Consider the following 16,270-nt stretch of genomic DNA (forward strand, 5'->3'; position numbering starts at 1 on the left):
CCTTAAATGGGCTATCTCTTTTTCTTCATCGGTCATTTTTGGTTTGCCTCGACCAGGAAAACTGTTCTTTCCGTAATCCTTTAGCTCGCTGCGCCAGCGGTAAAGAACGGAGGGGTAGATGTCTAGGCCTTTGCAGACCTGCCTCACATTATCTTTGGCATAACTCAATTCCACTGCTTTTTATCCAGTCTAATGTAGCAATTCCATTTTCTTCTGGTGTTATCTCTGTGCCTCTGTAAATCGACCCATAGCGGAATCGAAATTTTCTTGTCAACCGTTTGACAACTAAAGTACTCGCGTCAAATAAAATCAAGAACTGTAAGGAAAATAAGAGACAAAAATTGATTTTCAATAAAGATGTGCCGTTTTATGTTTGTTAAAAGTGTGTTATAACGCACTTTTTTGATGAAAATTAAAATTTATACTTATTTTTGCAATAAAAAGAGCCTTATAATGCACTTTGTAAAGTTGATAGAGATAATTAAAAAAAGAAGAGAGACTCTTCAAGTAACTCAAGAAATGTTAGCAGACATTTCTGGGGTAGGGCTTCGTACGTTAAAGGCTTTTGAGAGTGGAAAAGGCAACCCTACGGCAGAAACGTTGATTAAGCTTGCCGATGCTTTAGGGCTGGAGCTTACATTGCAAGTTAAATCAAAAGCGGAATAATAGATGAGGAAGGGCGATGTTTTTTATAAAAATGAGTTAGCGGGAACTATAACCCAATTAGATGATGGAAGTTTTACTTTTAGGTATGAAGATGCTTGGTTTTTAAATTCAGATAAACCGGCTATTAGCTTAACGTTGCCCAAGAGCAAGCAGGAGTATCAATCAGAATTTCTATTCCCTTTCTTTTATAATATGCTTCCTGAAGGAAAGAATAAACAAGTTGTAGGTTTTAACCTTAGAATTGACCCAAGCGACTATTTTGGTTTGCTGCTTTCAGTTGCTAATAATGATACCATAGGAGCTATAAAAGTTAAAAGAACAAGTTAAATGAGTATGCCGGAAATAAAATATTGCCCTGGAACTTTAAAAGCGGGATATTCAGAGTATAGTAATATAACTTTAAGGCACGTTTTCAATGGGAGAAAGGTTAGTCCTATTATCCCATATAATTCACCAGCCAGCAATATTGATGCAGAATTATTCAGTGGTAATCAGCTGCAAATGGCAATATCTGGTGTTCAAGAAAAGTTTTCCGTTTTACTGGATAAGAATAAAATACGTTTAACTCAGGATAATGAGCAAGGGACTTATATTTTAAAACCAATACCTGGTGTAGGTAAGCATCCTGACCAAATGCCGGCCAATGAACATTTAACGATGCAAATTGCATCCCAAGTATTTGGAATTGAAACAGCAGAAAATGCCTTAATGTTTTTTAAAAACGGCGAACCTGTCTATTTAACCAAGCGTTTTGACGTACAAAACAATGGAGAGAAATTAGCCCAGGAGGATTTTGCTACATTGGCACGAAGAACACCTCAAACGCATTCTGAAAACTATAAATACTTAGGGAATTATTTGGAACTGTTTCAATTATTGAAAGCTCATGTTCCTGCATATCAAATTGAAGCCATTAAACTATTTAGGCTTATCCTATTTAATTATTTAATGAGCAACGGTGATGCTCATTTTAAAAATTTCTCATTGATTGAAACCGCTATGGGAGATTTTAAATTAAGCCCGGCTTACGATTTGTTGAATAGCAGAATTCATATAGACGATAAAGATTTTGCTCTAGAAGATGGCCTTTTGCCTCGAAATTTGACTTCGGGAAGAATAAAGGAACAATTTTTTAAATTGGGAGAATTATCAGGTATTTCGGTTAAGCAGGTTCAAAAGGTCTATGATAATATTACAAGCCAAGAAAAAAAAGTGTCGGAGTTAATTGATGCTTCATATTTAAGTAATAAAATAAAGAGAAATTATAAGCAAGCTTATCAAACAAGGTTAAAAAAGTTATTAAGAGATTGATTCCATAGAAAATGTGTTAATTAAATTATTTTAACTTTGTAATCGGACGAAAATCGAAAATATATCTTATTCGGTCAACAAATCGGTCAACAATTTCCAAAAAAATAAAATATCTATTATAACCATTCAACCCAACAACCAATTTACAACACGTTTAAATGATTTATTTATAAAGTACCCTAATGTAGATTCTAACGCCTTAGGTATGATACCCAATTGAGAAAAAGTACCATTATGACAATTTTAAAAAGACTGATCTAGTTGATTTTAATTACATGATCAATAATAAATCCATAGCAGTGCTCCCTTTTGTTAATATGAGTAACGATATTGACAATGAATATTTTAGTGATGGTATAACGGAAGAAATTATTAATGCCTTATCTAATATAAAGGCATTAAAAGTTATTGCAAGAACCTCATCCTTTGCCTTTAAAGGAAAACAAGTTGATGTTAGAAAGGTTGGAAAAGAACTCAATGTTTCTACCATACTAGAAGGCAGTGTACGAAAAGCCAATAATCGTGTTCGTATTTCTGCACAATTAATTGATACTGCAGATGGTACGCATTATTGGTCCAAAAACTTTGATCGCGAGCTTGACGATATTTTCAAACTTCAAGATGAAATCAGTCTTTTGATTGCTGATAAAATAAGAGAAAACTTCGGGCATTTTAATGTTGATGATTCTCTTGTTACACATCATAATATTTCCTCAACAGCCTATCACGATTACCTAAAAGCTAAAAAACTCATTTCGCGGTTTAATAAGGATGATGCTTTAAAAGGGATTACAATATTAAAAAACGTTATTGAACAGTATCCAACATTTGCATTGGCACATGTTCATATTCATTATGCATACAATATATTTGCTGCTGCTGGTTTAATGCCTGTAAAAGAAGCTTTTGAAATTGGTGGTTACTACCTTGAAACAGCACATAAACTAAAAGTAGATTTACCTGAAGTTCATCATTCTTTAGGTTGGGATGCCCTTAATAAAAAATGGGATTTTAAAGCGGCTGCTTGCCACCTTAAAAAAGCCTTAGAATTAAAACCTGGTTATTCTGATGCACATCAAAAACTCTTTATAACCTTAATTTTAGAAGGAAACCTAGAAGAAGCAAACACCCATATAAATACTGCATACACATTAGATCCACTTAACGATTTAAACAACTATTTTATGGGCTACAATGCCTATATTAATAAAAATAAGGCAGCTATTGAAAGGCATTTTAAAAGGTGTTTTGAAATTAATAACAAGTTTATTGTTGGTTATGGCATTTATGCCTTGGCATTAGCCTATCAAAAACAACCAAAACGCATTATTGAAGTTGCTAATAGTATTCCAGAAATGAATGGCTCTAAAACAGAGCAATTAATTATGACCACCTTGGCTTACGCTGTAATGCAAGATACTGCAAATGTTGAAGCGAATTTAGAATTGCTAGAACCTTTGCTCAATACAGATAGTCGTGAACGTGTACGCTTTTTCTTGATTTATATTTACACGCTTTTGAAGCAATATGACAAGGCTTTAGATTTAATTGACGAAGGTATCACTCATAAAGAGCCTTTAATGACTTTGGTTAAAGTTGACCCCTTATTAGAGCCTTTACACAACCTTGAACGTTTCAAACAACAGCTAGACATCATTTTCGCTTTATCCAACGAAAGTAAACCACAAACCGAGAATACTGAAAAACAACTACTTTCTAAAGACCAAATAGCACACTGTAAAACCGCTATTTTAGACTTAATGAAAAACGAAGCGTGTTTTCTGGACACTACATTATCATTACGCACATTAGCAGATAAAATAAATATTCACCCAAATCATTTATCGTGGTTACTCAATGCGAGTTTCAAGAAAAACTTTAACGATTTTATCAATACTTATCGTTTAGACTATTTTAAATCCATTGCGCTAAAGCCAGAATTTAAGCACATCACCATTCTTGGGTTGGCTTACGATAGCGGCTTTAATTCAAAAAGTGTATTTAATACTTTTTTCAAAAAAACAGAAGGTATTACACCCAGTAAATGGGTGCAACAGCATTCTAAATAAACCTTTCTTTTTATATATTCCGAACGTTCTAAATTATAATTTAGCACGACTCATAACTGTTTGTACTTCAATTTTGCAGTATCAAATAATCAATTAAAAACAAATAGTTATGTTAACATTACACAAATTATTAGTCGCTTTAGCCATTAGCATGGTCATCCTTTTTACTTCATGTTCAACAGATGATGACAACAACACACCTTCCATTGATTACACAACCGCTGAAAATTTATTAAACGACATTAACTTTCAAGGGTATGCCATTATCACAAAAAATGGAAATGATTTGGTACGTCAAGGTTTTGGCTTAGCCAATGAAAACACAGGACTTCCTCAGGAATACGAATTAGCTTACCGCATTGGTTCAGTATCTAAAACACTTACTGCAGCAGCTATTGTTCAGCTAAAACGCGATGGTTATATTTCTAATTACAACCAAACGTTAAACGAATTTGATTCTGAGTTTCCAAACGGAAATCAAATTAGTATTGCACAACTGTTATCGCACCAATCAGGTATTCCAGATTATCAATTTGTCGTTGAAGACGCTGCAGCACAAGGTGAAATTCTAGATGAAGAAGACATCTATGAAGTTATTTTTGAACTAATTACAGAAAACGGACTCAACTTTACACCTGGTGCTGGAAAGCAATACAGTAACTCTAACTACCTTATTGCGGCTTTGTTGGTTCAGGAATTAACTCAGATGCCTTATCATGATTATATTCAACAAAATATCTTTAACCCTTTGGAAATGAATAACACCTTCAAAGGAATTGACGATATCAACCCAAATACACATGCCGAAGGTTACAACAATGGTAATGCAAACAGTGTTTACCCGATTAATTTAGCGTTTGGCGCTGGCGATTTTAGTAGTACACCAAAAGACATGGAAACTTGGACAAATGCTGTAAAAACAAACTGGTTTACAACTGCCGAAAAAAATGATATATTCGCTCAAGATGTACCAAGTGGCTATGTAGACTTTGGTTTAGGTTGGTTTACAACACAAGAAGGTAATACGACACTTTACTGGCATGGTGGCGATATTAATGGTTACTGGAGTATGATTGGTTTTATACCAGAATACGATGCTACAATTGTACTATTGAGCAATAAGCAAGATGATACTGGCACAGAACGTAATACTATTATTGAACAACTATTAACAAACGAGTTTAACCAATAAAATACAACCATGCAACATACCAACATTTTATTGGCAGGTGCTACTGGTTATCTTGGTAGACATTTATTAAAGGTTTTAATAGAAAAACAAAACCAGGTGGTTGCTATTGTCCGTAAGTCAAATCAGATAGATAATCCTAATGAAAATTATCTAGAAATTAAACAAGCCGAAGTTACCAAACCCGAAACCTTAAGAGACATCTGTAAAGGAATAGATACGGTAATTTCAACTGTTGGTATAACGAGACAAAAGGATGGTTTAACCTATATGGATGTCGATTATCAAGCAAATATGAATTTACTTGAAGAAGCTAAAAAGTCTGGTGTAAATCACTTTGTTTACGTCTCTGCTATCAATGGTGATAAACATCGACATTTGAAGATTTTTGAAGCCAAGGAAAAGTTTGTTAACGCTTTAAAAGCATCAGGATTAAATTATACCATTATTAGACCAAACGGTTTTTTCTCTGATATGAAAGACTTTTTGCAAATGGCAAAATCAGGTCGTGTGTATCTTTTCGGATCAGGAAATCAAAAATTTAATCCAATTCATGGTGAAGATTTAGCAAAAGCTATTGTCAATAACTTAGAAGATTACAATAACGAATTAACCGTTGGAGGTCCTGATATATTAAGCTTAAATGATATTAGTAAACTCGCACTGACTTCATTAAACAAGCCCATAAAAATAACGCATTTACCAGATTGCTTAAGACGATTCACTATTTGGACTTTAAGAACATTTACAAGTGTAAAAACCTATGGACCGATTGAATTTTTCTTAACCTTAATGGCAGATGATAATATCGCACCAACTTATGGCGAGTATCATTTAAAAGACTATTTTAGAGAAGAAGCTAATACACTAGAGATATGAACATACCAGATTCAAATACCGTTTTTCCATTAGCCAATTACGATAAGTTATGTTTTTTGAAAAACTACATTAACAATCCTAATATTGAGGTTGGTGACTACACCTATTATGACGATTTTGAAGATGTTTCTAACTTTGAAAAAAACGTCAAATATCATTTCGATTTTATTGGCGATAAACTCATCATTGGTAAGTTTTGCATGATTGCGTCTGGTGCTTCCTTTATTATGAATGGTGGCAATCACTTAACCGAAGCCACATCAGCCTATCCGTTTGCCATTTTTGGTGGTGCGTGGCAACATGCTATGGATGGTAAAAGCTATCCAACCAAAGGGAATACCGTAATTGGTAATGATGTGTGGATTGGTCACGATGCTACCATTATGCCTGGTGTAACCATTGGTGATGGTGCCATTATAGCCACAAAAGCAGTAATTACAAAAGATGTAGAACCCTATACTATTGTTGGCGGTAATCCTGCAAAACCGATTAAAAAACGTTTTTCTGAAGTTACCATTTCAAAACTATTAGAACTTAAATGGTGGGATTGGGAGATTGAGAAAATTACTAAACATGTAGATAAACTCACGTCGCATCCTGAAGCGCTATTTTAAAATAATACTCTAAAAATTAATTAAAGGTTTAGCACTAATTGTGTTAAGCCTTTTTTTATTCAAAATACTTCAAATTGAATATTAAGTACTGAATTTCAAAAAGGTTTGAAATCATAATTCAGGACGATTGACATTCACTTCTGTCTCATCTTTGTCACATCAAATAATCAATCAAAAAACGAACAATTTAAACATCAATCACAATGAAAAAATTAATAATTATTTGCTTAACACTATTCACAATTCACAGTTTTGCTCAACAGATTTCAAAACAAGAAAAACACAATAACACTGATTTAAAATACAGAGTAAGTTTTCCTGCAATTATTCTAGGTAATATTGGAAAAGGTGGCGCAAGAACCAACACACAACACATTGAATTACACGTTAAACGTGAGCTTGACGCCAAAAACATCATTGGTGTTAAATTTGCCACTTGGCGCTTGTTTCAACCTATGGGCATTCAATGGTGGGATGGACTTACAGATAAAATAGATTCTGAAACTGAATTTTATCCCGGTTATTTACGCGAAACAGGTATTGGTATATCCTATCAACGTATGCTTTGGAAAGGATTATTTGCTTCGGTTGAAGTTTTACCGTTATACAAAACCTATTTAGATCTTAATGACAAAAAAATAGCTAACGGATTTAAGCTCTACAATTCGTATCATATTGGTTATCATTTTGCTTTTGGTAAAAAGAAACAGTTTTTTGTAGAACCACAATTTCATTGTAATGTTTGGCATTTTGACACCAATACGCCAGAATCATTTAAGCAACTCGACAATAAATGGGATTCTTATTTTCTGTTTGAACCCAACCTTTATATCGGTATAAAATTTTAACTTACAAAACCATTATTCAACAAATCACTAATATTATGAAACATCTATTTCTAGCTTTAATATTTTTAGTTGGATTATCAGCTATTGCTCAGCAAACAACAGAAACAACAATTAAACAACGCTTTAAAACCGAATTAGAAAAGGATAATATAAAAAGCGGTTTACTACACGTATATTCTGAATCTCGAAATATCGATATTCAATTAGTTGAAAGTAAAGAAGATTCTATTTCTTTAGATCATCCGTTTTACACAGCGAGTATTACCAAAATGTTAACGGCTACTTCAACTGGGATTCTAAAGGATATGAGACAATTAGATTTTGACGATAAGATTAGTCAATTTTTACCAGAACCTTTGATGAACAAATTGCACCTTTTTAATGGTAAGGACTATACTAAAGAAATTACAATTGGTCATTTATTACAGCATACTTCGGGTTTACCCGATTATTTTACCGATAAAACCATTGACGGTAGTGCGAATATTATCAATCAATTATTGGTAGATACTGATAAGTTTTGGACACCTTACGAAATGATTGAGTTTATTAAGAAAAAAATGAAACCTCATTTCATTCCTGGTCAAGGTTATCATTATACTGATACTGAGTATGTGCTTTTGGCGTTGATAATTGAAAACGTAAGTGGTCTATCATTTAATGCGTTTTTAAAAAAACATATTTTTCAACCTTTAGCTATGAATGATTCTTATATTAATTTAAAATCTTCAGCTATAAAAAATCAATTTCCCATAGCTAAGTTTTATGTTGGTGACATAGAACTATCGTCAATTAAAAGTTTAAGTGCAGATTGGGGTGGTGGTGGATTGGTTTCCACAACCAAAGACCTTATAACTTTTTTAGAAGCTTTCAATGCAGATAAGGTTGTAAAAAAGAATACGCGTTTAGAAATGCAAAATTGGATTGATGAATCAGTAGGAATGGAATACGGTTTTGGAATTAGAAAAGTATCTTATAAAGATGAAAACAAAAAATTAACACTTATTGGTCATACAGGTAGTACCTCATCCTTTTTTTGGTATTGCCCAGAACTAGATACTTATATAGCAGGTACTCTAAATCAATTAGAGGCTTCAAAAATTACAATCCCATTAGTTTATGACGTACTTAAAATCATAGAAGGCAAGTAGTATTGTCAAGTTATTAAATAAAAAAAGTATTTATGTTTCCTATTGTACCATATTTCTAAGTGCTCAAAAACGGCCGTCTTGGCCTGTTCTATAGTTTTAAAATCAAGATTATAGACAAGTTCAACCTTTAATATTTTGAAGAAGGATTCAGCAACTGAATTATCCCAACAATTTCCCTTTACTCATCAAATCCTATTTTAAATTAGGGTATTGGTGATGTGCTTCGCAGTTCTGCTCATAGATTGGGATACCAACGGGTTAGATTTAATAAAAGTTCTAAATGTTTTTGAGGCGTATTGTACCCTCCGATCTGAGTGGAATATTAAATCGATGTTTATATTGCGTTTGCTTATGGCTATTTTCCATGCAGGGATGATAGTTTGACTGGTATGCAAGCTTGTGCTCAATGACCAACCTATTACCTGTCTTTCAAACAAATCGATAATAGTGGCCAGGTACAACCAGCCTTGATTGGTCTGGATGTACGTAATATCGCTGACCCAAGCTTCATTCAACCTACCGGGGTTAAAGTTTCTGTCGAGTAAATTTCTGCAAACCGGATAACTGTGGTTGGAATCTGTGGTGGCCTTAAACTTCCTTTTGTGTTTGCTCACCCAATTGTTCGCCCTCATGATTTTCGCTACTCTGCATCTGGATATACAATGGCCTTTGCGCTTTAGTTGCTCCGCTATCCTTGTGGAGCCATAACGTTGTTGGCTCAGGTCAAATTCCTTTTTTATCAAATCTGTAAACAGGCCATGCTCCAGTGCCCGTTTTGATGGGCCGCCCGTGTACCATCTATAGAAACTGCTACTGCTTACCTTAAATCGTCTCAATCTGATATAAATGTTTATAGCTGGCTATAAATCCATAGATTTCCCATCGCTCTTTGAGATTTGATATTAAGAGGAGAAAATACGGTTTTCGGGGGCCTTTTTTAATACTTCGGCTGCGCTCAGTACAGGTATTTCAAGTTCAGGTTGCTTTTCTTTAAGGGCTTTACGCTGTCTTATAAGCTACAAGGCATCATCAGGTATTGGTTTTTCTGGCTTGGTGGATGTCGTTGTTTTGGCTGCCTTACGCCATTTATAAATCCTTTGGACTTCTAAACCCAACTCGTCTGCTAATTCTTTTATATTCTCGCGTTGGTAACTTAACAGAACTGCTTGCTCCTTTAATTCAGGACTGTAATATCGTTTTTTCATGTTTCTAAGATATTTGTTTTGTAACAAACGGTCTTAAATTTTATGTCCGAGTAAAGGTAGCAACTCCAAATAGTAGGTGCGCATATTTTGTGGCCCAATGCTGCGGAATCAATCAATTTATTTGCCCTATCAATACATCAGCAATTAACGGTAAAATCGTTAAAGGAAATGGTTTTTGTTTATCCTAGATAGGCATACGACATCGAGAATATGCTGTCATGATTTGTAAAAAAAAGCTAAAATTCACTTGTTTATAATGCGAATGAGTGTTTTTGAATCAATAATCAGGTTAATTGAGGCAAAATTAAGTTAAGCGCTTTTATATCTTAGTAATAGCAAAAAAATATAAGCTCAGGTTATGGAAAATGAAGTAGAACAAATAAGAATGGAGAATATTGCCGATACAGATAGTGAAATATTTGCATTGCTAAAACAGCGCTATAGCCCACGAATTTTTAAAAAAAGACGCATTGATGAGTCTGACTTAGACCAGATTTTTGAAGCGGGCCGGTGGTCAGCAAGTTCAAATAACCTACAACCATGGCGTTTTGTTTTTGCAGAAAAGGGTACGAAAGCTTATCAGTTGATTTATGACTGTTTGAGTGATTTCAATAAAACATGGGCCAACAATGCACCGCTTTTAATGTTAACCGCGTACCAGAAAAACACCAAAGACGGTAAAGAAAATTTTCATGCCTTACATGATTTAGGGCTTTGTTTAGGGAATGTAACATTACAGGCTCAGTATTTAGGAATTGGCCTGCATCACATGGCAGGGGTCGATTGGAAAAAAGCCCATCGGGTTTTTAAGGTGCCCAATAATTTTCATATCACTACAGCAATAGCCATGGGATATTATGGAGGTGCTTTAAATGATTTACCTCCTGATTTGCAAGAGGAAGAGATTGCACAACGGGAAAGAAATCCGGTTAAAACATTTGCTTACAAGGAATCGTGGGTCGGTTAATACTTTAAATTTATAGTATTAAAAAATTAGTTTTGGCGGGAATATAATAGTACCTTTAAAGTTTACTATTTTTCGTCCCCAAAAAACTAAAATACAATGACTCTCTTTGTAAAATACGATTTCGATAAGCTGTGTACAGCATTTTTAAAAGAGCACCTCAACGCTTTGGATATCTCCTACACCATTAACAGTATTAATGAGGTTGAAATTAGCGAAGAGTTACCTGAGCACAAACAAGAATTCCTTGAAGATGCCTTTAAAAAATACGGTATAGAAATAATAACAAACCAAAAATCAAATTTAGTTGAGCGCATAAAGAGCAGCATCGATAAAATGTTAAGGGATAATTCTAAAAGTGCCTCAAAGCTGTCTACGTATTTATCCGAAAATTTAAACTATTCTTACACCCATTTATCTACGGTTTTTTCAGAAAGCACTTATACATCTATTGAAAATTATGCCATTCTTAGAAAAGTTGATATAGTAAAAGAGTATCTTTGCAATACAGACTTAACTTTAACAGAAATAGCATTTCAATTAAATTATAGTAGTGTGGCCCATTTATCTGGTCAGTTTAAAAAAGTTACCGGTTTAACCCCAACCACTTTCCAGCATATCATGATAAATAAAAAAAAATACGAACTTAAAGTTGGTTAACAGACCGTAAATAAATGAATAAATCCCTCTTGAATATTGTCTTGGCAGATGACGATGAAGATGACAGAATGTTATTTAGTGAGGCCATAGAAGAAATCGATATTCGCACAAAGCTTTCGTTGTTCAGTCACGGTAAAGAACTTATGGATTACCTTAACCTGCCTAACGTTGTACTTCCAAATCTTATATTTTTAGACCTTAACATGCCCATAAAATGTGGTATGCAATGTTTAAAGGAAATTAGAAGCAACGAAAGGTTAAGCCATCTATGCGTTGCTATATACTCAACCTCCTCTTCTGATATTGATGTAGAGGAAACCTTTTTAAATGGAGCGAATATTTATATTAATAAGCCCCCAAGTTATATAAAACTTAAGGAATCTATTGAAAAGGTGTTGAAACTTAACTGGCAGTACCATACTTCTAACTTAAACAAAGAGACTTTTTTATTCAGAATTTAAACAAGTTATGGACTTTAAACGTGTTTATACTTCTACCAAAACATATATAATTTTATTGATTTCGGCCTTCGTCCTGCTTTTAGTAATGGCGAGTATGGCTTATAAACAAACTATTAAGCTACAAGAATCTGCAGAAATGATAACCCATACCGTACATGTTTATAATGTACTGGGCAATCTTTCTCGACACGCTATTCAGGCCGATTCTGAAGAGTTTAAACAACAGCTTTTAAAAAAGCCTACTGAAAGCGAAATTTTAAAGAAGTATTCGCAGGAAGGCAAGCAATTAATAGATAGCTTAAAAAAGCTGACGGTTGATAACCCAATGCAACAAGCCAAACTAAAACCGCTGGGAAGCTTGTTGAACAAATTAAGTGGACAGCTCTATGTGTTGGATACACTGAATTTAGAGAGCGACCAAGAGTTTTTTGAGGCAAGAGAATTACAAAAAGAAAAAATTTCTAAAACACTTTTCAATATTCGTGTTATAGAAAACCAAATACTCAAGGAAGAAGAACGACTGATGCATAAGAGGAAATCAGAATATGCATCCCATAAATTCCTGGCTCCGCTTACTTCCCTTATTCTAGCCTTTTTTGCGCTACTTATATCTTTTATTTCGTTTTTAAGAATTTACAGAAATAAATTAAGGTTTAAACGGTCTGAAGCATTATTAAAAAATATTCTTTCTACTACCGATAATGTTATTAACTATTATGAGCCAATATTTAATAATGCCAATGAATTGGTAGATTATAAGATTGTATTTGCCAATGAGTGCAATCGTGATTATTTTGATTTAGAACCAGATGAGATTATAGGTAAAAAGGTTTCTGAAGTTTTTCCTGTTCTTGTTGAAAATGGGGATATGGTTGAAATGATAAGGTGTTATAAGGAGAGAAAGACCGTTGTGTTCGATAGGCCATTGATGATACAAAATGAAAAAATGTGGTTTCATTCTTTGGTAACCCCATTAGAGGGGGGAATATTGGTTACAGCGAGAAACACAACAGCCGAAGAAAATGCAAAGGAAGCGCAGTTACTATTTAAAAAACGACTAGAAAAGCATAATTTAGAGCTATTAAACAACCGTGCTTTTTTAAGCAATATACTTAAAAGTATATCGCATGTGGTTATACATCTCAAAAGTGTAAGAAACAATGAAGGAAAAATAAATGATTTCAAGATATCATTTGTCAATGAAAACGTAACTCCCATTACAGGCGATATTCCTGAGAAAATTAAAAACAAAAAAGTTTCAGAGGTATGCCCCGATATTTTTAACCCAGTTGTACTTGAGCACTTCGTTAATGTGGTTGAAGAAGGCACCACACAGCATTATCAAGTACCATATTATCAAAACAACCGTGAGCAGTGGTTTAGGGCTACGGCCATAAAACTTGGAGATGGAGTTACGCTAACATTAAGAGAGATAACCGAAGAGAAAAAAACGTCCGATCGACTGACTCATCTTAACGAAGAACTTGTTATTCAAAATTCTATTTTATCAGACGCCGAAAATTTAGCTAAAATAGGCAGTTTTATCTGGAACCCAGAAACCGATGATTTGGAGCCCTCTGAAAATTTCTATAGAATGTTAGGAGGCATTTCAGAGAACAAAAAAACACCTTTATCAGAGTTCAGGGAATATGTACACCCAGAGGATATTGAAGTTTATGATAGACGAAACCTAAAATCCATAACTCAATTTAGCTCCTTGGAACATACCTTCCGTATTATAACAAAACAAGGAGGCTTAAAGTATTTTAAAACCAATGGGCAGTTTGTAAACAAAAATGGAAAAATGGTTATGGTGGGGGTTGTTCAAGATGTTACAGACACTATCATAGCTGAAGAAAATTTATTGAACAGCAATTTAAAATTAAAGCAAAGTAATGCAGAACTCGAAGCTTTTAATAGAGTAGCCAGTCATGACCTACAGGAGCCCTTGCGTAAAATTCAACTGTTTATATCTCGAATAGAAGACCGGGAAATAGAGGCACTTTCCGATAAGGGCAAGTCCTATTTTAAAAAGGTGACCAATGCTGTACAGCGTATGCAGTCGCTAATTAAAAACCTGTTGTCCTATTCTAGGATTGATAGCAGCAGAACAGATTTTGAAAACATAAATCTAGATGAAATTTTAAGTAACGTTGAAGAAGATTTGGCTACGGTAATAAAAGAAACAGGAGTAGAATTGATAGCTGATAAACTTCCAGTTTTAAATGGAGTAGCTTTCCAAATGGAACAATTGTTTACCAATTTAATCTCCAATTCTTTAAAGTACAGAAACCTTACTGAGGCTCCAAAAATTGAAATACGATATGAGTTAGTTGATTCTTCAAGTTTACCGAACCGCTTGTCCAAAGAAAAGAAACTGTATCATCAAATAACGTTTAGTGACAACGGTATTGGTTTTGATTCCCAACATGCCGAAAAAATATTTGAAGTTTTCCAGCGGTTACATCAAAAAACAGAATATACGGGTAATGGTATTGGCTTGGCTATTTGTAAAAAAATAGCGGAAAACCATAATGGGCATATCATTGCAAAATCTAGCGTTGGCTCGGGTGCACAGTTTATAGTCTTTTTACCAGTTTAAAAGGCGCTTTTTTGTCACATTTTTTACTCTTTTGGCGTAAAACACTTCTTCTTTTATAGTTTTTTTAACGAATTACTTCCAAAACCCTAAAGTTATATAACACAATCCAAAAGTTATATAACGAAGTATTGCTGCGTTGTAACGAATTTTACACTATTCGTATAAATCGAACTATTAATCCTTTAAACTATGAGTACAACAAGTATGAACAGCACTTTTAAAAAGCCCTCACAACAATTTGCTAGAGTAGGAAAATCATGGCCGAGAACATATTTTATGGGAAGCAACTTTCTAAAGAATGTGTTTTGGAGAGTAATAGGAAAAGAGAACAATACAATAGAAAATTAAATGTCAAACCAAAATCACCCACATGTTAAGAATAGCAGCTTATACAGTAGTACTATGCTTTATTGCTTGGGGTACAGGTTTCTTTCTTTTTGGAGTAGATATGACTATTTACTTTTTATTGATTGATATAATTGTCCTCACCGTAGTAGCGGCATTAACGATGAACACGAAATTCTAAAACCTTAAAATTTAATCTTATGAAAACGATATATTTAAATGCAGACACGATTGACAAAACTTTTGAGCAACTTAAAACCAATATTGGAGGGACTATACTAAAAGAGTCCAACGAGTATATTTTAGAAATAAGAAATAAATTTGGGCAAGGAACGATACAAGGTGTAGTGCTGTCTGGCGGTATTTCCTATATCGAATTTGATTTGAAATTTTATGACGACATTATTATTTCTATTAACACCCCAAGAAAAAATCCTATATATTTTGCATATTGTTCTCAGGGTAGTTTAGCCCACAGTACTGGCATTGATGGTAAAAGAACGGAATTACAAAGTTTTCAAACGGGAATTATTTCGAGTAAGCCAAAGGAGGAAAACGTTCTTTACTTCAAAAAGAACGAAAGACTAAATATTACTTTAATCACTGTACAAGCAACTCGTTCTTCCAATAAATCTATAAGCACTAGTCTAAAATCAAAATTGTACAACACATTCATAAAAGATGAGAAGTTGGAAAACTTTGTATATGTGGGGTCACAAAATTTAAAGATAGCTGAAAAAATTCAACAAATTCATGCCATTAGACAAAAAGGATTAGTAAGAACCCTTTTAATTCAAGGATTGGTTAATGTAATTTTAGCTCTTGAAATACAGCAGCACGCCGACGACGAAAAAAACCGAAATCGACATCTTGGTATACTTACCACAAGCGAAATGAAAATCATTAAACAAGTTTCGGAGTATATTGAAGAAAACTTTGACAGGCCATTATCTATATCATTCTTATGCTCAGAGTTTGGTATAACCGCCTTAAAACTTCAGGAGGGCTTTAAGTTAATGCATGGCCGTACCGTTTCTACTCACATCAAGTGGGTGCGGGTTCAAAAAGCAGAAGAATATTTAAAACATACCGATATGAACATCTCTGAGATTGTTTATAGTATTGGTTTTTCAAGTAGAAGCTATTTTTCAAAAATTTTCAAAGAAAGCTTTAACTGTAGTCCGAGAGAATATAAAGAAGCCCAAAAAGTGCTACCTATATCAGCTTAATCAGCAAATGTTTGCTATTTAATCTAAAGAATTCCTCGTCAGCTTTCTGAGGGGTTTAGCAGAAAAGTGTATGTTGG

Annotated in this window: 18 protein-coding genes and 2 pseudogenes; 16 read left to right on the forward strand and 4 right to left on the reverse strand. The window is 33.9% G+C overall.

Translation table 11 applies throughout. The features are described from left to right. Positions 1 to 180: pseudogene (locus HC176_RS14370) on the reverse strand (transposase); the annotation flags it as partial. A gap of 225 nt (positions 181 to 405) precedes the next feature. Here HC176_RS14370 and HC176_RS14375 point away from each other — a divergent pair. The 9 genes from HC176_RS14375 (at position 406) to HC176_RS14415 (ending at position 8,727) form a co-directional block, all read left to right on the forward strand. After that, a complete protein-coding gene (locus tag HC176_RS14375; RefSeq protein ID WP_245234907.1) occupies positions 406 to 666 on the forward strand; it encodes a helix-turn-helix domain-containing protein in 261 nt (86 codons plus the stop codon). A 3-nt stretch (positions 667 to 669) separates the two neighbouring features. Further along, positions 670 to 993, forward strand: a complete 324-nt coding sequence (locus HC176_RS14380) for a HipA N-terminal domain-containing protein (RefSeq protein WP_167919470.1) — start codon at positions 670 to 672, stop codon at positions 991 to 993. Positions 994 to 999: 6 nt separating this feature from the next. After that, entirely contained in the window at positions 1,000 to 1,977 is a 978-nt protein-coding gene (locus tag HC176_RS14385; protein WP_342448705.1) for a type II toxin-antitoxin system HipA family toxin, read from the forward strand. A gap of 275 nt (positions 1,978 to 2,252) precedes the next feature. After that, entirely contained in the window at positions 2,253 to 4,046 is a 1,794-nt protein-coding gene (locus HC176_RS14390; RefSeq protein ID WP_245234908.1) for a helix-turn-helix domain-containing protein, read from the forward strand. Positions 4,047 to 4,155: 109 nt separating this feature from the next. Continuing rightward, positions 4,156 to 5,238: a serine hydrolase domain-containing protein gene (locus tag HC176_RS14395; RefSeq protein WP_167919474.1), complete on the forward strand. Its 1,083-nt coding sequence runs from the start codon at positions 4,156 to 4,158 to the stop codon at positions 5,236 to 5,238. Between the two features lie 9 nt (positions 5,239 to 5,247). Next, positions 5,248 to 6,114: an SDR family oxidoreductase gene (locus HC176_RS14400; protein ID WP_167919476.1), complete on the forward strand. Its 867-nt coding sequence runs from the start codon at positions 5,248 to 5,250 to the stop codon at positions 6,112 to 6,114. Then, positions 6,111 to 6,728, forward strand: coding sequence for a CatB-related O-acetyltransferase (locus HC176_RS14405; RefSeq protein WP_167919478.1), 618 nt, complete (start codon positions 6,111 to 6,113; stop codon positions 6,726 to 6,728). The genes HC176_RS14400 and HC176_RS14405 overlap by 4 nt, the downstream gene beginning before the upstream one ends. 203 nt (positions 6,729 to 6,931) lie before the next feature. Beyond that, on the forward strand, positions 6,932 to 7,576 hold the full coding sequence (locus tag HC176_RS14410) for a hypothetical protein (RefSeq protein ID WP_167919480.1): 645 nt from the start codon (positions 6,932 to 6,934) through the stop codon (positions 7,574 to 7,576). A gap of 35 nt (positions 7,577 to 7,611) precedes the next feature. Beyond that, positions 7,612 to 8,727: a serine hydrolase domain-containing protein gene (locus HC176_RS14415; RefSeq protein ID WP_167919482.1), complete on the forward strand. Its 1,116-nt coding sequence runs from the start codon at positions 7,612 to 7,614 to the stop codon at positions 8,725 to 8,727. Positions 8,728 to 8,732: 5 nt separating this feature from the next. Here HC176_RS14415 and HC176_RS20365 read toward each other — a convergent pair. From HC176_RS20365 to HC176_RS14430, 3 genes and pseudogenes are all read right to left on the reverse strand, one after another. Next, a pseudogene (locus HC176_RS20365) lies at positions 8,733 to 8,864 on the reverse strand (IS3 family transposase); the annotation flags it as partial. A 60-nt stretch (positions 8,865 to 8,924) separates the two neighbouring features. Next, the gene (locus HC176_RS14425) at positions 8,925 to 9,563 is read right to left on the reverse strand and encodes an IS3 family transposase (RefSeq protein ID WP_167919484.1); all 639 of its coding nucleotides are present in this window, start codon (positions 9,561 to 9,563) and stop codon (positions 8,925 to 8,927) included. A gap of 180 nt (positions 9,564 to 9,743) precedes the next feature. Then, positions 9,744 to 9,932, reverse strand: coding sequence for a transposase (locus HC176_RS14430; RefSeq protein WP_167919486.1), 189 nt, complete (start codon positions 9,930 to 9,932; stop codon positions 9,744 to 9,746). A 69-nt stretch (positions 9,933 to 10,001) separates the two neighbouring features. Between HC176_RS14430 and HC176_RS20370 the strand changes: the two genes are divergently transcribed. The 7 genes from HC176_RS20370 (at position 10,002) to HC176_RS14465 (ending at position 16,193) form a co-directional block, all read left to right on the forward strand. After that, on the forward strand, positions 10,002 to 10,124 hold the full coding sequence (locus tag HC176_RS20370; RefSeq protein ID WP_425338206.1) for a hypothetical protein: 123 nt from the start codon (positions 10,002 to 10,004) through the stop codon (positions 10,122 to 10,124). A gap of 166 nt (positions 10,125 to 10,290) precedes the next feature. Next, a complete protein-coding gene (locus HC176_RS14440; protein ID WP_167919490.1) occupies positions 10,291 to 10,899 on the forward strand; it encodes a nitroreductase family protein in 609 nt (202 codons plus the stop codon). A gap of 96 nt (positions 10,900 to 10,995) precedes the next feature. Beyond that, positions 10,996 to 11,556: a helix-turn-helix domain-containing protein gene (locus HC176_RS14445; RefSeq protein WP_167919492.1), complete on the forward strand. Its 561-nt coding sequence runs from the start codon at positions 10,996 to 10,998 to the stop codon at positions 11,554 to 11,556. A 14-nt stretch (positions 11,557 to 11,570) separates the two neighbouring features. After that, positions 11,571 to 12,017 (forward strand): response regulator, encoded by a 447-nt coding sequence (locus HC176_RS14450; protein ID WP_167919494.1) that lies wholly within the window; start codon positions 11,571 to 11,573, stop codon positions 12,015 to 12,017. Between the two features lie 7 nt (positions 12,018 to 12,024). Beyond that, on the forward strand, positions 12,025 to 14,619 hold the full coding sequence (locus HC176_RS14455) for an ATP-binding protein (protein WP_167919496.1): 2,595 nt from the start codon (positions 12,025 to 12,027) through the stop codon (positions 14,617 to 14,619). A 189-nt stretch (positions 14,620 to 14,808) separates the two neighbouring features. Continuing rightward, a complete protein-coding gene (locus HC176_RS14460) occupies positions 14,809 to 14,967 on the forward strand; it encodes a hypothetical protein (protein ID WP_167919498.1) in 159 nt (52 codons plus the stop codon). Between the two features lie 197 nt (positions 14,968 to 15,164). Further along, positions 15,165 to 16,193 (forward strand): helix-turn-helix domain-containing protein, encoded by a 1,029-nt coding sequence (locus HC176_RS14465; protein ID WP_167919500.1) that lies wholly within the window; start codon positions 15,165 to 15,167, stop codon positions 16,191 to 16,193. Positions 16,194 to 16,270: the final 77 nt, after the last annotated feature.

This window comes from Tamlana crocina (assembly GCF_012037625.1).